The organism is Prauserella isguenensis (genome assembly GCF_014191605.1).
Taxonomy (GTDB): domain Bacteria; phylum Actinomycetota; class Actinomycetes; order Mycobacteriales; family Pseudonocardiaceae; genus Prauserella; species Prauserella isguenensis.
On record NZ_JACHWU010000004.1, the window covers coordinates 209,972 to 230,026 of the forward strand.

Here is a 20,055-nt window from a genome sequence, read left to right on the forward strand (position 1 = left end):
CGCGCACGCAACACAAACTTTGCACAGTGGCAAGACACGAAGTGAGAGCGGGAACGACATGACGGAGCTGACGATCTCCTCGGATGAGATCCGCAGTGCGATCGAGAACTACGTCTCGAGTTACTCCCCGGAGGTAAACCGGGAAGAGGTCGGCGTCGTCGTCGACACCGGTGACGGTGTCGCCCACGTCGAGGGCCTGCCGTCGACCATGGCCAACGAGCTGCTGGAGTTCCCCGGTGGCGTCTACGGCGTTGCGCAGAACCTGGAGCCGCGTGAGATCGGCGTCGTGCTCCTCGGCGACTTCGAGAAGGTCGAGGAGGGCCAGGAGGTCAAGCGCACCGGGCGGATCCTGTCGGTGCCGGTCGGTGAGAACTTCCTCGGTCGCGTCATCGACCCGCTCGGCACTCCGATCGACGGCCTCGGTGACATCGAGTCGGACGAGCGTCGCGCGCTGGAACTGCAGGCCGCCTCGGTGGTCGAGCGCCAGCCGGTCGACGAGCCGCTGGCGACCGGTATCACCGCCATCGACGCGATGACGCCGATCGGCCGTGGCCAGCGTCAGCTGATCATCGGCGACCGCAAGACCGGTAAGACCGCGGTCTGCATCGACACGATCATCAACCAGAAGGCCAACTGGGAGAGCGGCGACCCGAACCAGCAGGTCCGCTGCATCTACGTCGCCATCGGCCAGAAGGGCTCGACGGTCGCCGCGGTGCGCAAGTCCCTCGAGGACGCGGGCGCCCTGGAGTACACGACCATCGTCGCCGCCCCGGCGTCCGACCCGGCCGGCTTCAAGTGGCTGGCGCCGTACTCCGGTTCCGCGCTCGGCCAGCACTGGATGTACCAGGGCAAGCACGTCCTGATCGTCTTCGACGACCTGACCAAGCAGGCCGAGGCCTACCGAGCGATCTCGCTGCTGCTGCGTCGTCCGCCGGGCCGCGAGGCGTTCCCCGGTGACGTCTTCTACTTGCACTCGCGCCTGCTCGAGCGCTGCGCCAAGCTCTCGGACGAGCTGGGTGGCGGTTCGCTGACGGGGCTGCCGGTCATCGAGACGAAGGCCAACGACATCTCGGCCTACATCCCGACGAACGTCATCTCGATCACCGACGGGCAGTGCTTCTTCCAGTCGGACAAGTTCAACTCGGGCCAGCGCCCCGCCGTCGACACGACGACCTCGGTGTCGCGAGTCGGTGGTGACGCGCAGACCAAGGCCATGAAGAAGGTCGCCGGTACGCTGCGTATCGACCTGTCGCAGTACGAGGAGCTGAAGGCGTTCTCCGCGTTCGCCTCGGACCTCGACGCGGCGTCGAAGGCCCAGCTGGACCGTGGTGTCCGCCTGTACGAGCTGCTCAAGCAGCCGCAGTACTCGCCGGTGCCGGTCGAGCAGCAGGTCGTCACCGTGTACCTCGGCACGAACGGGCACTTCGACGACATCCCGGTCGAGGACACCGCGCGGTTCAACACCGAGCTGCTCGAGAACATGCGTCACAAGCACGCGGACGTCCTGGCGGAGATCCGTGACACGGGCAAGTGGAGCGACGAGCTGGCCGAGAAGGTCGCCGCCGCGGCCACGGAGTTCAAGAAGGGCTTCACGACCTCGGAGGGCAAGCAGCTCGATGAGGCCGAGGCCGACGCGATGGACGCCGAGAAGGTCGGACAGGAATCCGTGAAGGTGAACCGTCCGGCTCCGAAGAAGTAGTGGGCGGTAGCCATGGCACAGCTTCGTGAGCTCCGGTCGAAGATCCGGTCAACCAAGAACATCGGCAAGATCACCAAGGCGATGGAGCTCATCGCCACTTCGCGCATCAGCAAGGCGCAGGCGAGGGTCGAGGCCGCGCGTCCGTACGCGTCGGAAATCACCGAGGTGCTCTCCGCGATGGCGACGGCCTCGTCGAACCTCGATCACCCGCTCCTGGTCGAGCGCGAGCAGGTTCGTCGGGTCGCGGTACTCGTCGTGACCAGTGACAAAGGGCTGTGCGGTGGCTACAACGCCAACGTTCTGCGGGCCACCGAGGAGCTCCTGTCGCTCCTGCGTGAGCAGGGCAAGGATCCGCAGCTCTATGTCATCGGCGGCAAGGGCATGAACTACTACTCGTTCCGCGGCCGGGAATTGTCCGGCAGCTGGACCGGGTTCTCCCAGCAGCCGAGCTACGAGAACGCGGCCGAGGTCGGAGAGAGCCTCATCGAGGCGTTCCTCGCCGGTGGCGAGGACACGACCCCCGACGGGGTGCTCGGGGTCGACGAACTCCACATCGTCTACACCGAGTTCCGGTCGATGCTGACGCAGACACCGGTCGCCAAGCGGATGGCCCCGCTGGAGGTCGAGTACGCCGACGGTGAGGACAGCGCTGCCGAGACCGGTGGTGGGGTCGCACCGGCGTACGACTTCGAGCCGAACGCGGAGACGTTGCTCGGCGCCCTGCTGCCGAAGTACATCAACACGCGGATCTTCGCGGCGTTGCTGGAATCGGCGGCCTCCGAGCTGGCCGCCCAGCGGAACGCGATGAAGGCGGCGTCGGACAACGCGAGTGAGCTGGTGGAGACCTACACCCGGCAGGCGAACCAGGCCCGCCAGGCCCAGATCACCCAGGAGATCAGCGAAATCGTCGGCGGAGTGGATGCGCTCGCCGCAGTAGGAAGTGATGACTGAGCTATGACTAGCACTGAAGCTGCCGTCAAGGGGCGCATCGTCTCGGTGACCGGTCCGGTCGTCGACGTGGAATTCCCGCGCGGCCACATCCCCGAGCTCAACAACGCGCTCAAGGTCGACATCGAGTTCGCCGCCCTCAGCAAGACGGTGACGCTCGAGGTCGCACAGCACCTCGGCGACAACCTGGTCCGTGCGATCTCGCTGGCCCCGCAGGACGGCCTCGTCCGTGGAGCCGAGGTCACCGACACCGGTGCGGCGATCTCCGTGCCGGTCGGCGACAAGGTCAAGGGCCACGTCTACAACGCGCTCGGCGAGTGCCTCGACGAGCCGGGCTACGGCTCCGACATGGAGCGCTGGAGCATCCACCGCAACCCGCCGGCGTTCGACCAGCTCGAAGGTCGCACGCAGGTGCTGCAGACGGGTCTGAAGGTCATCGACCTGCTCACCCCGTACGTGCAGGGTGGCAAGATCGGCCTGTTCGGCGGCGCCGGCGTCGGCAAGACGGTGCTGATCAAGGAGATGATCACCCGTATCGCCAAGAACTTCGGTGGTAGCTCGGTGTTCGCCGGTGTCGGCGAGCGCACGCGTGAAGGCACCGACATGTTCCTCGAGCTGAGCGAGGACGGCACCATCGACAACACGGCCCTCGTGTTCGGTCAGATGGACGAGCCGCCGGGCACCCGTATGCGGGTCGCTTTGTCCGCGCTGACGATGGCCGAGTACTTCCGCGACGTCCAGAACCAGGACGTGCTGCTGTTCATCGACAACATCTTCCGGTTCACGCAGGCGGGCCAGGAGGTCTCGACGCTGCTGGGCCGGATGCCCTCGGCCGTGGGTTACCAGCCGACGCTGGCCGACGAGATGGGTGTGCTGCAGGAGCGGATCACCTCGACCAAGGGCCGTTCGATCACCTCGATGCAGGCGGTCTACGTGCCGGCGGACGACTACACCGACCCGGCTCCGGCGGCCACGTTCGCCCACCTCGACGCCACCACCGAGCTGTCGCGTGGTGTGTTCCAGAAGGGCATCTTCCCGGCGGTCGATCCGCTGGCGTCGAGCTCCACGATCCTCGACCCGGCGATCGTCGGTGAGGAGCACTACCGCGTGGCCTCCGAGGTCATCCGGATCCTGCAGAAGTACAAGGAGCTGCAGGACATCATCGCGATCCTCGGTATGGACGAGCTGTCCGAAGAGGACAAGCTCACGGTGCAGCGGGCCCGCCGCATCGAGCGTTTCCTCTCGCAGAACATGCTTGTGGCCGAGGTCTTCACGGGTCAGCCCGGTTCGACCGTGCCTGTGACCGAGACCGTCGAGGCGTTCGACAAGATCGCGCAGGGCGAGTTCGACCACTACCCGGAGCAGGCGTTCCTGGGTATCGGTGGCCTCGAGGACCTCGAGAAGAAGTACCACGAGCTCACCGGCAAGTGACCGGCTGAACTCGAGTGACACACACGGCAGTGACGGGACCGGGCCTCCCGGTCCCGTCACTGCCGTACTCACCCCCTGCCAAGGACAGCGTGGCGGTTACACTGGCGCCAGCGCTGATGGAGAAGGAGACCCCACGTGGCTGAGATGTCCGTCGAGTTGGTCGCCGTCGAACGGCGGCTGTGGTCCGGCCAGGCCTCGTTCGTCGTCGCGCAGACCACCGAAGGCGAGATCGGCATCATGCCGAGCCACGAGCCGATGCTCGGCCAGCTGGTCGAGGGCGGCGTGGTCAAGGTGACGACGACGGCCGGTGACACCGTCACGGCCGCGGTACACGGCGGGTTCCTTTCGGTGACCGCCGAGCGCGTCAGCGTGCTGGCCGAATCCGCCGAGCTGGGCGAGGAAGTCGACGTCGCCGCCGCGCGTGCCGCGCTCACCGATGCCGACGAGGTCGAGCGCGAGAGAGCGACGGCGAAACTCCGCGCGGCCGGCCAGACGGTCTGACAGGCGAGACCAGCAGAGGCGGGTGGCCGTGGACGCAGCGATCGTGGTCTTCGCCCTCCTGCTGGTGCTGCTCGTCTTCGCGAGCTGGTACGGCCTCCGCTGGTTCGCGATGCGCCGTCGCGGCGGCGTGAGCGTGGCGCTGCGCTGGGATCCGGATCGCGAACGTTCCGGTTGGCACCTGGGGATCGCCCGCTACCACGGTGAGCAGTTCCTCTGGTATCGCGTGTGGAGCCTGCGTTCCGGGCCGGATCGCGTGCTCGGCCGGGACGGTCTCGAGATCGCGGATCGCCGTGAACCCATCGGCACCGAGTCGTACGCCGTGCCGTCCGGTTCGACCGTGCTGCGCTGTCAGCCGGCACGCGGTGAACCCATCGAGGTCGCGATGGGCCCGGATGCGCTCACCGGCTTCCTGTCCTGGCTCGAATCGGCACCGCCGGGCCGGCGCATGCGCCGCGCCTCCTGAGCAGCCCCACCCTCGCGTGTTCTTCACTTCGACAGCGAGTGTCGACTCCGAAGCCGCGCGCCATCGTGATATCGAAGCCCCTGCCGACGGCAGGGGCTTCGACGTGTTTCCGGTCCTGCTCAGCGGCCGCCGCCGGGTTGCCACAGGACGTCGCCGTCCGGGTTGGCCAACCGGGCGAGGATGAACAGCAGGTCCGACAGGCGGTTCAGGTACTTCACGGCGAGGGTGTTGGTGCGGTCGGGGTCCGCCTCCGCGAGCTCCCACGCCGACCGCTCCGCACGCCGGGAGACGGTGCGTGCCTGGTGCAGCAGGGCCGCGCCTGCCGTGCCGCCGGGCAGGATGAACGACGTCAGCTTGCCGAGTCGCTCGTTGAACTCGTCGCACCAATCTTCGAGCCGCTCGATGTAGGGCTCGGTGACGCGCAACGGCGGATACTCGGGGTCGGGTACGACGGGTGAACACAGGTCCGCGCCGACGTCGAACAAGTCGTTCTGCACGCCGCGGAGTACGTCGGCGATCTCGTCGGACAGACCGCCGAGGGCGATCGCGACCCCGATGACGGAGTTGGTCTCGTCGACGTCGGCGTAGGCGCCGAGCCGGGGGTCGGTCTTGGCGACCCGGGACCCGTCGCCGAGAGCGGTGGTGCCGCTGTCGCCCACCTTGGTGTACACGCGGTTGATCCGGACAGACATGTGACGAGGCTACGTCAGGTACCGATGGCGCGGACATCGTCGGACGGAGATCGTGCGTTTCGGTCGTGGTCGAATTGTGACCACCCTTGCCGTAAGCATGCCCCTGCGTAGAGTGCGCGGATCGGGCGGGCAAGATGTCCGCATGAGCGAGCACTTCGACGTACATGGCGGGGCGCGCCTGACCGGCGAGGTCGAGGTCGTCGGAGCCAAGAACAGCGTGCTGAAGCTGATGGCGGCGGCGCTGCTCGCCGAGGGCACCACGACGATCACGAACTGCCCCCGGATCCTCGACGTCCCGTTGATGGCCGACGTGTTGCGGAGCGTCGGCTGCCACGTCGAGATCGACGACGATGTGGTGCGTATCACCACGCCGGCGGAGCTGTCGCACGAGGCGTCGTCGAGCGCCATGAGCAAGCTGCGCGCGTCGGTGTGTGTGTTGGGCCCGCTGGTCGGCAAGCTCAAGAAGGCGGTCGTGGCGCTGCCGGGTGGGGACGCGATCGGTTCGCGGCCGCTGGACATGCACCAGAACGGGCTGCGCAAGCTCGGCGCGACGAGCGCCATCGAGCACGGTTGTGTCGTCGCCGAGGCCGACGGGCTGCACGGCGCACAGATCTGGCTCGACTTCCCGAGCGTCGGCGCCACCGAGAACATCCTCATGGCCGCCGTCCTCGCCGAGGGCACCACGGTGATCGACAACGCCGCGCGGGAACCGGAGATCGCCGACATCGCGGCGATGCTGGGGGAGATGGGCGCGAAGATCTCGGGCGCGGGCACGTCGACGCTCACCGTCGAGGGCGTGGCCGAGCTCAAGCCGACCGAACACCGGGTCATCGGTGACCGGATCGTCGGTGCCACCTGGGCGTTCGCCGCAGCCATGACCCGCGGCGACGTCACCGTGACGGGGGTCGACCCGCACCATCTCGAACTGGTCCTGGAGAAGCTGCGCCTGGCGGGCGCCGAGGTGACGACCTACGACGGCAAGGGCTTCCGCGTCCGGCAGCCCGAGCGTCCGGAGTCGGTCGACTTCGTCACCCTCCCGTACCCCGGTTTCGCGACCGATCTGCAGCCGTTCGCCGTCGCCCTGTCGTCGGTGTCCAACGGCACGTCGATGATCACCGAGAACGTCTACGAGGCGCGGTTCCGGTTCATCGAGGAGATGGTGCGGCTCGGCGCGGACGCGCGCACGGACGGGCATCACGCCGTCGTCCGTGGCGTGGGGGCCCTGTCGAGCGCGCCGGTGTGGGCTTCCGACATCCGTGCGGGCGCGGGACTCGTACTCGCGGGTCTGTGCGCCGACGGCGTCACCGAAGTGTGGGACGTGTTCCACATCGACCGCGGCTACCCGCACTTCGTGGAGAACCTCAACCGCCTCGGCGCGCGTATCGACCGGGTCGGCACTCCCGGCCCGGAATCCGACTGACGGTCCGCCACCCCGCTGCGGGAGCCGCGGCCGGCGGCTCCGCGGACGGCGGGAGTCGGCGCGTGTCCGGGCTCAGCCGCCCGCCGCGAGCGACACGCCGAAGCCGATGAGCGTGCCGCCGGTCGCGACGTCCAGCCCCCGGCGCACGCGGCGTCGCTGCAGCCACGCACGGACGCGGTGCACGAACATCAGGAGCAGCGCCAGCCACAGCGCACCGAGGACGGCCACGGTGTAGGCGAGCAGGAGTGCGTGCAGCGGCGTGCTCGTCACGGGGTCGAGGAACTGCGGCAGCACCGACAGGTACAGCGCCAGCACCTTGGGGTTCGTGACATTGGAGATGAAGCCCTCGCGCCACCGGCGGAAAGCGCTGACGTCGGCGCCCTGCGCGTCCATCGCCGCGTAGTCGCCCCGCCAGGCCGACCGCAGGGCCTGGATGCCCAGGTAGCAGAGGTAGGCGACGCCGGCCCACCGAATCGTCGTGAACACCGGCTGCGACTGGACGATGAGCGTGCCCAGACCGAGCGCGACGAGCGTGCCCTGCACGAGGTTGCCGACGGCGATGCCGAAGGTGGCCGTCATGCCGCCCCGCAGGCCGCCCGCGAACGCGTTCTTGAGCGTCACGACCGTGTCGGGGCCGGGCGCGATCACGACCAGGATCGTCAGAACCAGGTAGCTGCTGTAGGCACTCCACGTCACGAGGTTCCACGGTAGGGCATGACGCGCCGGAGCCCGCCGTGCAGGTGAGCGCGTGGGCGCGAACATCACGCGGCCGCGGGGTGAACCCCGCCGCCGGGCGCGGCCGGGAATGCATTCGCGGCGGCGTTTCCGCCCGGTGGTGGGCAGGGCGGCCCGGCGTGGCACGCGCATTTCTTAAACGCTCGTGCCACAGTACTGAGTATGGGTGGGAACACGCCGACGACTCATGGATTCTATCCATGTGTCCGGACTGTTGTTTTCCCACGTCACGCATGCCATTCCGACCGTGTCGACGTCACTCGGCGTGACGAAAATTGCGGAGTTGATTGCGCACAATCGGGTGACCTGCATAGGGTGAGCCGCCAATCGCGACGGCGGTGGCCGCGGCGATACGGGAAACCCGTCTCCGTGTGTCGCCGATGTCCAGACGGGAGCTGACGAGCACGTGAACAACTCCAGGCTGAGCAGGCGGGGTTTCCTGCGCGGAGCCTCCGGACTCACTCTCGGTGTCGCGGTGGGCGGTGGTGCGCTGACCGCGGGCTGCACGTCGGTGAACGTGTCGGCCGACGGCGGAGGCGGCGATCTGCTCGAACGTCTCCGCAGTTCCGGCACGGTGCGGATGGGTTTCGCGAACGAGCGGCCCTTCGGCTACATCAACCAGGGCGGCGAACTCACCGGTGAGGCGCCCGCGGTCGGCAAGGAGATCTTCCGCAGGCTGGGCGTCGACTCGTTCGAGCCGAAGCTCGCGGACTTCAGCTCGCTGATCCCGGGGCTCAAGGCGGGTTTGTTCGACGTCATCGCCGCAGGGATGTACATCACGCCCGACCGCTGCGCCGAGATCGAGTTCACCAACCCCGACTACAACGCGCCCGCCGCGTTGTTGCTGCCCCAGGGCAATCCGAAGAATCTCTCGGACCTGCAGAGCATCGAGGAGTCCGGGGCGCGCATCGGCGTGCTGACCGGTTCGGTGGAGGAGGGCTACGCCGAGGATCTCGGCCTGCCCGGCATCGTCGTCTACCCGGACCAGTCGTCCGGTATCGACGGCGTCGCAGCGGGTCGTTCGGACTGCTTGATGCTGACGCGCCTGTCGCTGAATGCCGCGTTGCAGCAGCGGAAAGGAATGCCGTTGGAGATCGGGGAGTCGTTCATCCCGACGGTCCACGGCGAGGAGAAGTTCGGTGCGGGGGGATTCGGTTTCCGCAAGGGTGAGACGGCGATCGTCGATGCGTTCAACCGGGAGCTCGCGAAGATGAAGCAGGCGGGCGAAATCCTGAAACTGACCGAGCCGTTCGGCTTCGCGAAGGCGGAAATGACGAATCTGACGGCAGCCGATCTGTGCGCCGGAACCGCGTAGGAGGCCATTCATGTCTGCCGGCCTGATGGCCTATATCTGGGAGGGCCTGGGCGTCACGCTGATGCTCACCGTGTTCGGTGCGTTGCTGGGCCTGGTGTTCGCGTTCATCGCGGGATTGGGCCGCTCCAGCAACCGCAAGGTCGTGCGTGGGGCCGCGATGGTGTACACGGAGATCTTCCGCGGCTTCCCGTCGTTGGTGCTGTTGTTCGCGCTGATCTTCATCCTGCCCCAGTTCGGGTATCAGCTGAACACGTTGTTCGCGGGCATCCTCGCGCTGGCGCTGAACATCGGCGCCTACGCGGCGGAGGTTGTGCGCGGCGCGGTGAAGTCGGTGCCGCCGGGCCAGTTGGAGGCGGCCGTCGCGTTGAACTTCACACCGATGCAGCGCCTCCGGAAGGTCGTGCTGCCGCAGGCGGTGGTCGCGATGATCCCGCCGTTCTCCAACAACCTGATCGAGCTGCTCAAAGCGACATCGCTGGTGTCACTGGTCTACATCTCCGACCTGACGTTCGCCGCACAGTTGGTGCGCGCCTCGACGGGCGAGACGACGCTGGTGTTCCTCGGCCTGCTCGTCGGCTACGGGCTGATCGCGCTGGTGCTGACGACGATCATGCGACTGCTCGAGCGTCTGGCGGCGCGGCGACTGGGCCGCCAGGTGCCGACGGGGCTGTTCGCCAGGAAGGAGGCCGTGTGAACGACCATCGCGAAGCCTGCGGAGCCTCGTTCGCCAAGGCCGACCGGGTGCGGGTGTCCCGCAGGACACGGCAGGAGGTGGCCGCGTGAACGAGGTGTTCGACTGGGGCGGCGTCTGGGACGCGATGCCCGCGATGCTCGACGGACTCGTCGTCGCGTTGCAGGCCACCCTCATCGGCTACGTCATCGCCCTGATCCTCGGACTGGCGTTCGCACTGCTGCGCCGCAGCGGCAGCCGGTGGGTGAGCATGCCCGTCGGGTTCGTCGTGGAGTTCATCCGCTCGACGCCGCTGCTGGTGCAGTTGTTCTTCTTCTTCTACGTGCTGCCGCTGATCGGCGTCAGCGTGTCGCCGTTGGCCACGGGTGCGTTCGCGCTGGGCCTGCATTACGCGACGTACACCTCGGAGGTGTACCGGTCGGGCATCGACGGTGTCCCACCGGGACAGTGGGAGGCCGCGCGCGCGCTGAACTTCTCGCGGCGTCGCACGTGGACAGCGATCATCCTGCCGCAGGCGATCCCGCGGGTGGTGCCTGCACTGGCGAACTACGTGATCGCGATGTTCAAGGACACGCCGCAGCTACTGGCCATCACGGTCGTGGAGATGCTCGGTGCGGCGGTTGCGATCGGGTCGGAGACCTTCCGCTACTCCGAACCCGTCGCCGCGGCGGGTCTGGTGTACCTGGTCGTTGCTCTGGTGATGGCCTGGCTGGCGCGCATTGTCGAGCGCCGGTTCGGGCAGGTTCGGGTCTAGGAGAGGAATAGTTCGTGACTGGCGAAGACTTCATCACGTTCGAAGGCGTGCACAAGGCCTTCGGGAAGAACGTGGTGCTCGACGACCTCTCGTTCTCGGTCAAGTCGGGTGAGCGTGTCACCCTGATCGGTCCGAGCGGCTCGGGCAAGACGACGATCCTGCGCATGCTGATGACGCTGACCCGCCCTGACCGCGGCGTGATCGGCGTCGACGGCGACTACCTGTACCACGAGAAGCGCGGTGACGAGCTGCTTCCCGCGTCCGAGGCGCACATCCGCAAGGTTCGCCAGCGCATCACGATGGTGTTCCAGCATTTCAACCTGTTCCCGAACATGAAGGTGCTGCGCAACGTCACCGAGGCGCCGATCCACGTGCTGGGCAAGTCCAAGGACGAGGCCCGGGAGCGGGGCAAGGAACTACTCGAGATGGTGGGTCTCGGCGACAAGCTGAATGCCCACCCTTCGCAGCTGTCGGGCGGGCAGCAGCAGCGCGTGGCGATCGCGCGTGCCCTGGCCGTGGACCCGGACGTGCTGCTGCTCGACGAGGTGACCTCGGCACTCGACCCGGAGATCGCCGCGGAGGTGCTCGACGTCCTGCGTGACATCGCGAAGACGACCGACACCACGATGCTGTGCGTGACGCACGCGATGAAGTTCGCGCGCGACGTGTCGCACCGGGTGCTGATGTTCAACGAGGGCGGGATCATCGAGGACGGCTCTCCGGAGAAGCTGTTCAACGAGCCCGAGCACGAGCGCACGCAGGCCTTCCTGCGGTCGGTCATCGACGAGACCTGACTCGGGCCCACCGCGGCCGGCGGCCCGGTGCCGGCGGGACGGCTCGGGTCGGCCTCAACGGCGCGGGCCGGTCGGCGCGGCATCGACGGCAGGGGGCGGGGCGGGCTACCGTCGCGCCATGACCGACAACGGCGCCGGTACGGCGGGCTTCCCTGGTTCCTCACGAGCCGTCGGGCCTTCGGGCCACGGCGAGTTCGAGCACATCCTCGTCAAGCGCGAGGGCGACACCGTCACGGTCACGATGAACCGGGCGGCGCGTCGCAACTCGCTGACCGAGGACCATCTGCGTGAACTGCTGACCGCACTGCGCGAGATCGGCGAAACGGATGCCACGGGCGTGGTGCTGGCGGGAGACGGGCCGGTGTTGTCGGCGGGTCACGACTTCGGTGACGTCGCCGCGCGCGATCTGTCCGGGGTGCGCGAGCTGCTGACCGTGTGCACCGACCTGATGCGGACGATCCACTCGATGCCGCAGGTCGTCCTCGCGCGCGTGCACGGGCTCGCGACCGCCGCGGGCTGTCAGCTCGTGGCCTCGTGCGATCTGGCGGTGGCGGCCGAATCGGCAGGGTTCGCGCTGCCGGGCGGCAAGGGCGGCTGGTTCTGCCACACGCCCGCGGTGCCGGTCGCGCGGTCGATCGGCAGGAAACGTCTCATGGAGATGGCGCTCACCGGCGATCCGATCGACGCGGCGACCGCGCTGGACTGGGGACTGGTCAACCGGGTGGTGCCGGACGACGACCTGGACGACGCCGTCGCAGAACTGCTGGGTCGCGCGACACGGGGGAGCAGGGCGTCGAAGGCGCTCGGTAAGCAGACCCTGTACGCCCAGCTGGACCGGCCGGAAGACGATGCCTACGCGATCGCGATGGAAGTCATGGCGTCGGCCTCGCAGCTGCCCGGCGCCCGTGAGGGCATGGCGGCGTTCCTGGAGAAGCGGCCGCCGGAGTGGCCGGACTGAGCGGGCCTCTCAGCCCCGCTCGTGGAGTTGAAGGAGGGCGTAGGCGGCGAGCGACTGGGCGTCGGTGATCTCGCCGGCTCGGACCATCTTCTCGAACTCGGTGCGCGAGAACCACGCCGCGGCCATGTCCTGCTCCTCGGGCTCGCGTTCGTGCCGCCCCTCGGTCAGGTCGGTCGCGAGGTATGCGGTGCCGCGCTGGCTCGCCAGTCCCGCGGCGACGTCGAGGGTGCCGAGGGCGACCATCGAGCCGGCCCGTAGGCCGGTCTCCTCCCGTAGTTCCCGCGCGGCGAGCTCGGCCGGGTCGACGTCGGCGCGACCCGGCGCCGTGCCTTGAGGGAATTCCCAGCGGCGCAACCCGAGGGGGTAGCGATACTGCTCGACGAGGTGCAGCCGGTCGCCGTCACACGGGATGACCAGGGCATAGTGAGGCTTGTCGACGACGCCGTAGATGCCCGGTGTCCCGTCCGCGCGGACGATCTCGTCCTCGCGGAGCGTCATCCAGTCGTTCCGGTACACCTCGCGGCTCGACACGCGTTCGATGGGGTCCACACAACGAGTGTCGCAAGTCCCCTAATCTCTGCCGGGTGCGATTGGTCATTGCCCGGTGCCAGGTCGACTATGCCGGCCGTCTCACCGCCCACCTGCCCATGGCCACCCGGCTGCTGTTGGTCAAGTCGGACGGTTCGGTGTCGGTGCACTCCGACGACCGCGCCTACAAGCCGCTGAACTGGATGAGCCCGCCGTGTTGGCTCATCGAGGACGGCAACCTGTGGATCGTCGAGAACAAGGCCGGCGAGAAGCTGGTCATCACGATCGAGCAGATCATCGAGGAGGTCTCGCACGATCTGGGTGCCGAGCCGGGCCTGCAGAAGGACGGCGTCGAGGCGCATCTGCAGGAACTGCTGGCCGAACACATCACCACGCTCGGCGACGGCTACTCGCTCGTGCGGCGGGAGTACCCGACGGCGATCGGGCCGGTCGACATCCTCGCGCGCGACGCGGCCGGGGCGTCGGTGGCGGTGGAGATCAAGCGGCGCGGCGAGATCGACGGTGTCGAACAGCTGACGCGGTACCTGGAGTTGTTGAATCGTGATCCACTCCTCGCGCCGGTGCAGGGTGTGTTCGCGGCCCAACAGATCCGGCCTCAGGCGCGCACGCTCGCCGAGGACCGCGGAATCCGCTGCGTCACGCTGGACTACGACGCCCTGCGCGGTATCGAGCCCGACGAGTTCCGCCTCTTCTGACGCCGGCTGCGTGGGCGCGACCGGTCGGCGCGCCACCGACGGCACGGACTCGCGCCTGCCACCCGGGACGATCACACCCGCGACGGGCCCGTGCTGTGCCGTTTCTCGCTCACTGTCCGTAGGTCAGCGGAGGCGGTACGTGATTCAGCATGTGGGATTCAGGTGAGGATCTGCGTGCGGTAATGTTCGCGCGCAGCTTGATCTGTGATCATTTCTGTTGACTACTGTTGATTCCGGAGGTGGGCCGATGACCGTCCTAGCCCAGGATCTACGGCTCGACGCGAACGCGATCGACTACGTGTTGCTCGCGTTCTACTTCGCCCTGGTGCTGGGTATCGGTTACCTGGCGCGCAAACAGGTGTCGTCGAGTCTGGACTTCTTCCTTTCCGGCAGGTCGTTGCCCGCGTGGGTCACCGGCCTGGCGTTCGTCGCGGCCAACCTGGGCGCGATCGAAGTCATGGGCATGTCGGCGAACGGTGCTCAATACGGCCTGCCGACCGTGCATTACTTCTGGGTCGGCGCGATCCCGGCGATGCTGTTCCTCGCCATCGTGATGATGCCGTTCTACTACGGGTCGAAGGTGCGCAGTGTCCCGGAGTTCATGCTCCGGCGGTTCGGCAAGCCCGCGCACCTGGTGAACGGCGTCAGCTTCGCGGCGGCGCAGATCCTCATCGCGGGCGCGAACCTGTTCCTGCTGGCCAGCGTCGTCAACCTGCTGCTGGGCTGGCCGCTGTGGCTGTCGATCGTCCTCGCCGCGGTCATCGTGCTCGCCTACACCGCACTCGGCGGACTGTCGGCGGCGATCTACAACGAGGTACTGCAGTTCTTCGTCATCGTCGCGGCCCTGCTGCCGCTGACGCTGGTCGGTCTGCACGAGGTCGGCGGCTGGGAAGGCCTCGTCGACAAGGTCGCGAACGGCCCCGGCGGCGAGGAACAGCTCAGCTCCTGGCCGGGTAACCAGCTCACCGGCTTCGGCGACAACTTCCTGTCGGTCCTCGGCCTCGTGTTCGGTCTCGGCTTCGTGCTGTCGTTCGGTTACTGGACGACGAACTTCGTCGAGGTGCAGCGCGCGATGGCTTCGAAGAGCATGTCGGCCGCACAGCGCACGCCGATCATCGGTGCGTTCCCGAAGATGCTCGTCCCGTTCATCGTGATCATCCCCGGCATGATCGCCGGTGTCAGCGTCACGGAGCTGTCGGGCGAGAACAAGGCCGCACTGATGGCGGGGGAGGCCGCGCCCAGTGGCGCGACGTTCAACGACGCGTTGCTGTTGCTGATGCGCGACCTGCTGCCGAACGGCATGCTCGGCATCGCGATCGCCGGTCTGCTGGCCTCGTTCATGGCCGGTATGGCGGCGAACCTGAGCGCCTTCAACACCGTCTTCACCTACGACATCTGGCAGGCCTACATCAAGAAGGACAGGCCGGACCAGTACTACCTGCGGGCGGGCCGGGTGGTCACGGCGTGCGCCACGATCCTGGCGATCGGCACGGCGTTCATCGCCTCCACCTACAGCAACCTGATGGACTACCTGCAGCAGCTGTTCTCGTTCTTCAACGCACCGCTGTTCGCGACGTTCATCCTCGGTATGTTCTGGAAGCGGATGACGCCCACCGCCGGGTGGACGGGTCTCGTCACCGGTACGGGCGCCGCGATCGGTGTCTTCCTGCTCGCCGAGACCGGGGTGTGGGACCTGCCCGGCCAGGGTGCGTCCTTCATCGGTGCCGGCGCGGCGTTCGTGGTGGACATCGTGGTCAGCGTCGTGGTCACGATGATGACCAAGCCGAAGCCGGAGGCACAGCTCGTGGGCCTGGTCTACTCGCTGACACCGAAGGAGAAGCTGAAGCGCTCGACGGTGGGCGAGGACGCGGGCTGGTACCGCAACCCGGGCCTGCTGGCGGGCATCGTCCTGGTCCTCACGATCGTCCTGAACATCTTCTTCTAGGAGGCGGACAATGGGCAGCGACACGCGCAAGCGCACCGCCGGTGCGTTCGACGTCCGGCTGGTCATCGCACTGCTGACCGGCGTGTACGGAGCGGTGATCACCGTCCTCGGGATCGGGTTCGTCTCCGATGAGGATCTGGCCAAGGCCGGCGGCATGAACATCAACCTGATCGCGGGCATCGGCATGCTCGCGTTCACGGCGTTGTTCCTGCTGTGGGTGAAGCTCCGTCCGCTGAGGGTGCCGGCACCCGAGGACGAACAGGAGGACGACGAGTCCTCCTCGGCGGAGTAGGGCCGAGCAACGAATCGACGAAGCAGGCCGGGCGTCGCCCGCGGGAGATCTCGCGTGGCGCCCGGCCTGCTTCTGTCGTTAGCGTTGCTCCAGCACGCGCCGCGTTCGTGGGGCGAAGTCGAAGGTGACAGGGAAAGTAGGACGTCGTGAAGAAGATCATCAACGATCCGGCGGCGGTGGTCGCCGAATCGCTCAGAGGACTGGCGGCCGCGCACGCGGACCTGGTGCGGGTGGCCTACGACCCGGACCACGTGGTGCGTGCCGACGCGCCGGTCGCCGACAAGGTGGCCGTGATCTCGGGCGGGGGTTCCGGTCACGAGCCGTTGCACACCGGGTTCGTGGGTGCGGGCATGCTCGATGCGGCGGTTCCCGGCCCGGTGTTCACCTCGCCGACACCGGATGCGGTGCAGGCGGCGATCTCGGCGACGACCGGGCAGCCCGGTGCTCTCCTGGTCGTGAAGAACTACACCGGTGACGTGCTGAACTTCGAGACGGCGGCCGAGCTCGCCGCCGCGGAGGACCTGGACGTGCGCAGCGTGGTCATCGACGACGACGTCGCCGTCGCCGACTCGACGTTCACCGCGGGCAGGCGCGGCGTCGGAGGCACGGTGCTGCTGGAGAAGCTCGTCGGTGCCGCGGCCGCTCGCGGGGACGGGCTGGACGCCGTGGAGACGTTGGCACGGCGCGTGGTCGGGCAGGTGCGGTCGATCGGTGTGGCGCTCTCGCCGCCGACGGTGCCGCACGCCGGCGAGCCGAGCTTCGACCTCGGCGAGGGCGAGATCGAGTTCGGCATCGGCATCCACGGCGAACCGGGCCGCGAACGCATCCCGGCCGAGTCCGCGGACGCGCTCGTCGAGCGGATGGTCGCGGCCGTCGTCGAGGACCTGCCGTTCGGCGAGGGCGACGACGTGCTGCTGTTCACCAATTCCATGGGCGGCACCCCGCCAATGGAGACGTATCTGGCCCACGGCATCGCCGAGCGGCTGCTGGCCGACCGCGGCATCCGCGTGACGCGCAGGCTCGTCGGGCCGTACATCACGAGCCTGGAGATGCAGGGCATCAGCCTGACGCTGCTGCGGATGGACGACGAACTGACCGAGCTGTGGGACGCCCCGGTGCACACGCCGTCGCTGCGATGGGGGGTCTGATGGGCTGCAACGCCGAACGGGTGGCCGAGGTGCTGCGCGCGGGCGGTGCGACGGTCGCCGAGCACAAGGCCGAACTGATCGAGCTGGACCGCGCCATCGGCGACGCCGACCACGGGGAGAACCTCGACCGCGGCTTCGCTGCGGTGCTCACCGCGTTGGACGGAGGACTACCGGAGACTCCCGGTGCGGTACTGAAGGTCGCCGCCACGACGCTGATCTCGAAGGTCGGCGGCGCCGCGGGACCGCTGTACGGCACGGCGTTCCTGCGTGCGGCGACGAAGCTGGGCGATGCGTCCGAACTGGACGCCGCCGCGGTCGCGGCGGGCCTGCGTGCCGCGCTGGACGGCGTGGTCGCCCGCGGCAAGGCCGAGGTCGGGGACGCCACGATGGTCGATGCGCTCGCTCCCGCCGTCGACGCGGCCGAACGCGCGCAGTCCGACGGCGGCGACCCGGCCGCTGTGCTCGCGGCCGCGGCCGACGCGGCGAAGGAGGGCGCCGACTCGACGGTGCCGCTGACCGCTCGGAAGGGGCGCGCCTCCTACCTGGGCGAACGCAGCGTCGGCCACGCCGACCCCGGTGCGACGTCGACGGCGCTGTTGTTGCGGGCGTTCGCGGAGTCGGCCCGATGAGCGGGGAGCTGGTCGGGCTGGTGGTCGTATCGCACAGCGGCCGCCTCGCCGAGGGGGTCGCCGAGGTGGCCGCACAGATGGCGCCCGACGTGACGGTCAAGCCCGCGGGCGGACTGCCGGACGGCGGTGTCGGCACCGATTTCGAGGCCGTACTCGCGGCGGTGACCGAGGCCGCCACGGGTGCGGGCGCGGTCGTGCTCTACGACCTCGGCAGCGCGCAGATGACGGCGGAGATGGCGGTGGAATCGCTGCCGGAGCCGGATGCGGCCGTCATCGTCGACGCTCCGCTCGTCGAGGGCGCGATCGCGGCAGCGGTGTCCGCACAGGGCGGTGGCGACCGCGCCGCGGTGGCGACCGCGGCCCGTGCGGCGGCAGGCAGGCCCGAGGTCGCCGACACGGCCGGTGCGGTGGAGCCCGGTGGTGAGGCGGAGTCCGGTGGTGAGGCGGAGTCCGGTGGGGCCGGGGCCAGGGCGGAGATCACCCTCGTCAACGAGGTCGGACTGCATGCCCGGCCCGCGGCGCTGCTCGCCAGGAGCGTCGCCGACCTGGACGCGGACGTGCGGGTCTCGCTCGGTGACACCGATGCGGACGCCAAGAGCGTGTTCTCCCTGATGTCCCTCACTGCCCGCAAGGGCGACACGGTCGTCGTGACGGCCACGGGTGCACAGGCCGAGGACGCGGTCGCACGCGTCACCGCGCTGGCGGAGCGCAACTTCGACGAGTAGCGACTCGTCGGTCTTCCGGCGCCGCGCCCGGCCGCGCCCCTGTGGGTGCGTGCCGGGCGTGGACGCGCTCCGCGTACCACGCCGTCCACCCCGACAGTGCGGCGACGACCGCCAGCAGGAGGGCGATGGACACGGCGACCATCACATCCGGGGGCAGGAGGTACACGAGCGGTACGCGCAGCGCGGACTCGGCGAGCAGGGCGACACCCCACACCGCCGTCATCCGTACGAACGCCCGACGGAACGCCGGGATCTCGGCGCGGAGCCGCTCGATCTCGTCGCGTTTGGACCTGCTGGAACCGGCTCGTACCGCGACGAGAACCAACGGGTTCCGTCCCGCGCAGCTGGCGATGATGAGCAGTGCAGCCACGCCGGTCGCGAACGATTCCTTGAGCAGCAGGAAACGGGCGTCGCCCGAGACCAGGGACAGGATCAGTCCGACGCCGAGCACCGAGGCGAGCAGCGCGGCGAAGCCGTCGAACGACCGGTAACGCACGCCGACCCAGGCCATGCGCGTGGCCGCCAGCAGCGCGCCTGCCAACAGCGCCGCTTGCTCGTTCACACCGGCGGCGCGAAGGCCGTAGTAGGCGGCGAGCGGAACGCCCACGTCCCAGAGCAACAGCCCGAGCAGGCTCCCGTGGCCGGAGGGCTGTTCGGTTCCGCCCTCGTCGTTCGTCGGGTCGGGGGCCGGGTCGGAGGTCATGATGTTGTCTCCCGGTGGGCGAGGAACGTCAGGATGCGGTTGCTGACGGCGGCGGCGTACTCGCCGGCGATCGCGTGCGTGGCCGACGGCCACAGCTCGACGTCGGCTTCCGTGACGAGGCGGCGTGCTCGGTCCGCGGCACGGCGGCCGTCGTGGATGACGCTGCGGCCGGCGATGAGCGCGAGTACGGGGAGCCGAAGTCCGCGCAGCTGCTTGTCCGTGAACACGGTGGGAGTCGGCAGGGCGATCCGGTAGGTCCGCATGCCCGTGTCGATGACGTTCACGACCGGATCGTTCGAACCGCGTGCCGCCGCGTCGGCGTCCCCGGACATCCAGCTCAGGAACGAGGTGCGGGCACGGCCACGGATTCCGGGTACGACGGTCAGCGTGCTGCGCGCGACGAGCCCGAGGGGGAACCGCGCGAACGTCTGCACCGGATCGAGGGCCGTGAGGGAGGCCAGTCGGTCCGGTCGGCGCACCGCCAGGTTGGCGGCGAGCCACCCGCCGAACGAGTAGCCGACGACGTGTACGTCGGTGAGGTCCAGTTCGGACAGCACTGCGGCGAGCCAGGCCGCCTGGTCGTCGCTGCTGCGGACAGGAGCGGTCTGCACGCTGCGGCCGGGCTCGCCGAGGAGGTCGAGTGCGTACACCGGATGTCGTGCGGCGAGCGCACGCAGGTTCGGCTCCCACATGACGACCGTGCCGGCCCTTCCGGGGAGCAGGACGATCGGCGCCGTCGAGGTGGTGCCCTCGCCGAACCGGTAGACGCGGGCGTGACCGAACGCGGTCGGTACGTCCCACTGGTCGGTGGGCGTGGGCAGTGTGGCCATGCCGCGGTCGTAGGCGGCGCAGAACTCGGCCCGCGCTTCGTCGGAGACGAATCCACCCACCTTCATCGACCGCTCCCCGGAGTTGTTGACGATACGATCGGACGATAAAGACTGCGGACGGGTTTTGCAATCCGGTCG

The 20,055-nt window shown here is 68.6% G+C and carries 22 protein-coding genes; 17 read left to right on the forward strand and 5 right to left on the reverse strand.

All coding sequences use genetic code 11. The annotated features are described in order from the left end of the window. Positions 1-58: 58 nt before the first annotated feature. The 5 genes from atpA to FHS23_RS17285 all read left to right on the forward strand — a co-directional run bounded on the left by atpA (position 59) and on the right by FHS23_RS17285 (position 5,042). Positions 59-1,699: a F0F1 ATP synthase subunit alpha gene (gene atpA / locus FHS23_RS17265; RefSeq protein WP_183656752.1), complete on the forward strand. Its 1,641-nt coding sequence runs from the start codon at positions 59-61 to the stop codon at positions 1,697-1,699. 12 nt (positions 1,700-1,711) lie between these two features. Further along, the gene (locus tag FHS23_RS17270) at positions 1,712-2,650 is read left to right on the forward strand and encodes a F0F1 ATP synthase subunit gamma (RefSeq protein WP_183656754.1); all 939 of its coding nucleotides are present in this window, start codon (positions 1,712-1,714) and stop codon (positions 2,648-2,650) included. Positions 2,651-2,653: 3 nt separating this feature from the next. Further along, the gene (gene atpD / locus FHS23_RS17275) at positions 2,654-4,078 is read left to right on the forward strand and encodes a F0F1 ATP synthase subunit beta (protein WP_183656757.1); all 1,425 of its coding nucleotides are present in this window, start codon (positions 2,654-2,656) and stop codon (positions 4,076-4,078) included. A 135-nt stretch (positions 4,079-4,213) separates the two neighbouring features. Further along, entirely contained in the window at positions 4,214-4,579 is a 366-nt protein-coding gene (locus tag FHS23_RS17280; RefSeq protein WP_183656760.1) for a F0F1 ATP synthase subunit epsilon, read from the forward strand. 28 nt (positions 4,580-4,607) lie between these two features. Beyond that, entirely contained in the window at positions 4,608-5,042 is a 435-nt protein-coding gene (locus tag FHS23_RS17285) for a DUF2550 family protein (RefSeq protein ID WP_183656763.1), read from the forward strand. A gap of 119 nt (positions 5,043-5,161) precedes the next feature. Here FHS23_RS17285 and FHS23_RS17290 read toward each other — a convergent pair whose 3' ends face one another. Further along, positions 5,162-5,734 carry a cob(I)yrinic acid a,c-diamide adenosyltransferase gene (locus tag FHS23_RS17290; protein WP_183656766.1) on the reverse strand — a complete coding sequence of 191 codons (573 nt, stop codon included), beginning with the start codon at positions 5,732-5,734 and terminating at the stop codon, positions 5,162-5,164. Positions 5,735-5,876: 142 nt separating this feature from the next. Here FHS23_RS17290 and murA point away from each other — a divergent pair, with 142 nt between their 5' ends. Continuing rightward, entirely contained in the window at positions 5,877-7,154 is a 1,278-nt protein-coding gene (gene murA, locus FHS23_RS17295) for a UDP-N-acetylglucosamine 1-carboxyvinyltransferase (RefSeq protein WP_183656769.1), read from the forward strand. Positions 7,155-7,226: 72 nt separating this feature from the next. Here murA and FHS23_RS17300 read toward each other — a convergent pair whose 3' ends face one another. Continuing rightward, positions 7,227-7,850 carry a LysE family transporter gene (locus FHS23_RS17300; protein ID WP_183656772.1) on the reverse strand — a complete coding sequence of 208 codons (624 nt, stop codon included), beginning with the start codon at positions 7,848-7,850 and terminating at the stop codon, positions 7,227-7,229. A 445-nt stretch (positions 7,851-8,295) separates the two neighbouring features. On the opposite strand from FHS23_RS17300, the gene ehuB reads away from it, so the two are divergent. From ehuB to FHS23_RS17325, 5 genes are all read left to right on the forward strand, one after another. Further along, on the forward strand, positions 8,296-9,204 hold the full coding sequence (gene ehuB / locus FHS23_RS17305; RefSeq protein ID WP_183656775.1) for an ectoine/hydroxyectoine ABC transporter substrate-binding protein EhuB: 909 nt from the start codon (positions 8,296-8,298) through the stop codon (positions 9,202-9,204). A 10-nt stretch (positions 9,205-9,214) separates the two neighbouring features. Beyond that, positions 9,215-9,898, forward strand: coding sequence for an ectoine/hydroxyectoine ABC transporter permease subunit EhuC (gene ehuC, locus FHS23_RS17310; protein ID WP_183656778.1), 684 nt, complete (start codon positions 9,215-9,217; stop codon positions 9,896-9,898). A gap of 85 nt (positions 9,899-9,983) precedes the next feature. After that, positions 9,984-10,649, forward strand: coding sequence for an ectoine/hydroxyectoine ABC transporter permease subunit EhuD (ehuD, locus tag FHS23_RS17315; protein WP_183656781.1), 666 nt, complete (start codon positions 9,984-9,986; stop codon positions 10,647-10,649). 14 nt (positions 10,650-10,663) lie between these two features. Continuing rightward, a complete protein-coding gene (gene ehuA / locus FHS23_RS17320; protein WP_183656784.1) occupies positions 10,664-11,443 on the forward strand; it encodes an ectoine/hydroxyectoine ABC transporter ATP-binding protein EhuA in 780 nt (259 codons plus the stop codon). A gap of 241 nt (positions 11,444-11,684) precedes the next feature. Then, a complete protein-coding gene (locus FHS23_RS17325) occupies positions 11,685-12,401 on the forward strand; it encodes an enoyl-CoA hydratase-related protein (RefSeq protein WP_246382408.1) in 717 nt (238 codons plus the stop codon). Between the two features lie 9 nt (positions 12,402-12,410). Here the strand turns inward: FHS23_RS17325 and FHS23_RS17330 are convergent, their stop codons facing one another. After that, positions 12,411-12,950 carry an NUDIX domain-containing protein gene (locus FHS23_RS17330; protein WP_183656791.1) on the reverse strand — a complete coding sequence of 180 codons (540 nt, stop codon included), beginning with the start codon at positions 12,948-12,950 and terminating at the stop codon, positions 12,411-12,413. Positions 12,951-12,985: 35 nt separating this feature from the next. On the opposite strand from FHS23_RS17330, the gene nucS reads away from it, so the two are divergent. The 6 genes from nucS (at position 12,986) to dhaM (ending at position 18,384) form a co-directional block, all read left to right on the forward strand. After that, positions 12,986-13,645, forward strand: coding sequence for an endonuclease NucS (gene nucS / locus FHS23_RS17335; RefSeq protein ID WP_183656794.1), 660 nt, complete (start codon positions 12,986-12,988; stop codon positions 13,643-13,645). Between the two features lie 247 nt (positions 13,646-13,892). Further along, positions 13,893-15,590, forward strand: a complete 1,698-nt coding sequence (locus FHS23_RS17340; protein WP_183656797.1) for a sodium:solute symporter family protein — start codon at positions 13,893-13,895, stop codon at positions 15,588-15,590. Positions 15,591-15,600: 10 nt separating this feature from the next. Then, complete coding sequence (locus FHS23_RS17345; protein WP_183656800.1) at positions 15,601-15,882, forward strand: hypothetical protein; 282 nt, start codon at positions 15,601-15,603, stop codon at positions 15,880-15,882. A gap of 146 nt (positions 15,883-16,028) precedes the next feature. After that, positions 16,029-17,030 (forward strand): dihydroxyacetone kinase subunit DhaK, encoded by a 1,002-nt coding sequence (dhaK, locus tag FHS23_RS17350; protein ID WP_183656803.1) that lies wholly within the window; start codon positions 16,029-16,031, stop codon positions 17,028-17,030. Then, positions 17,030-17,659 carry a dihydroxyacetone kinase subunit DhaL gene (gene dhaL, locus FHS23_RS17355; RefSeq protein ID WP_183657400.1) on the forward strand — a complete coding sequence of 210 codons (630 nt, stop codon included), beginning with the start codon at positions 17,030-17,032 and terminating at the stop codon, positions 17,657-17,659. The genes dhaK and dhaL overlap by 1 nt, the downstream gene beginning before the upstream one ends. Further along, complete coding sequence (dhaM, locus tag FHS23_RS17360) at positions 17,656-18,384, forward strand: dihydroxyacetone kinase phosphoryl donor subunit DhaM (RefSeq protein WP_183656806.1); 729 nt, start codon at positions 17,656-17,658, stop codon at positions 18,382-18,384. Before dhaL ends, dhaM begins: the two co-directional genes overlap by 4 nt. Here dhaM and FHS23_RS17365 read toward each other — a convergent pair. After that, a complete protein-coding gene (locus FHS23_RS17365) occupies positions 18,350-19,087 on the reverse strand; it encodes a VC0807 family protein (RefSeq protein WP_246382372.1) in 738 nt (245 codons plus the stop codon). The genes dhaM and FHS23_RS17365 overlap by 35 nt on opposite strands. Continuing rightward, positions 19,084-19,983 carry an alpha/beta fold hydrolase gene (locus tag FHS23_RS17370; protein WP_183656811.1) on the reverse strand — a complete coding sequence of 300 codons (900 nt, stop codon included), beginning with the start codon at positions 19,981-19,983 and terminating at the stop codon, positions 19,084-19,086. The genes FHS23_RS17365 and FHS23_RS17370 overlap by 4 nt, the downstream gene beginning before the upstream one ends. Positions 19,984-20,055: the final 72 nt, after the last annotated feature.

Excerpts from the sequence above, each read along its gene's own strand:
- atpA (WP_183656752.1), top strand. The coding sequence starts at position 59 with ATGACGGAGCTGACGATCTCCTCGGATGAGATCCGCAGTGCGATCGAG.
- FHS23_RS17270 (WP_183656754.1), top strand. The coding sequence starts at position 1,712 with ATGGCACAGCTTCGTGAGCTCCGGTCGAAGATCCGGTCAACCAAGAAC.
- atpD (WP_183656757.1), top strand. The coding sequence starts at position 2,654 with ATGACTAGCACTGAAGCTGCCGTCAAGGGGCGCATCGTCTCGGTGACC.
- FHS23_RS17290 (WP_183656766.1), bottom strand. The coding sequence starts at position 5,734 with ATGTCTGTCCGGATCAACCGCGTGTACACCAAGGTGGGCGACAGCGGC.
- murA (WP_183656769.1), top strand. The coding sequence starts at position 5,877 with ATGAGCGAGCACTTCGACGTACATGGCGGGGCGCGCCTGACCGGCGAG.
- ehuC (WP_183656778.1), top strand. The coding sequence starts at position 9,215 with ATGTCTGCCGGCCTGATGGCCTATATCTGGGAGGGCCTGGGCGTCACG.
- FHS23_RS17325 (WP_246382408.1), top strand. The coding sequence starts at position 11,685 with ATGAACCGGGCGGCGCGTCGCAACTCGCTGACCGAGGACCATCTGCGT.
- FHS23_RS17340 (WP_183656797.1), top strand. The coding sequence starts at position 13,893 with ATGACCGTCCTAGCCCAGGATCTACGGCTCGACGCGAACGCGATCGAC.
- FHS23_RS17345 (WP_183656800.1), top strand. The coding sequence starts at position 15,601 with ATGGGCAGCGACACGCGCAAGCGCACCGCCGGTGCGTTCGACGTCCGG.
- dhaL (WP_183657400.1), top strand. The coding sequence starts at position 17,030 with ATGGGCTGCAACGCCGAACGGGTGGCCGAGGTGCTGCGCGCGGGCGGT.
- dhaM (WP_183656806.1), top strand. The coding sequence starts at position 17,656 with ATGAGCGGGGAGCTGGTCGGGCTGGTGGTCGTATCGCACAGCGGCCGC.
- FHS23_RS17365 (WP_246382372.1), bottom strand. The coding sequence starts at position 19,087 with ATGACCTCCGACCCGGCCCCCGACCCGACGAACGACGAGGGCGGAACC.
- FHS23_RS17370 (WP_183656811.1), bottom strand. The coding sequence starts at position 19,983 with ATGAAGGTGGGTGGATTCGTCTCCGACGAAGCGCGGGCCGAGTTCTGC.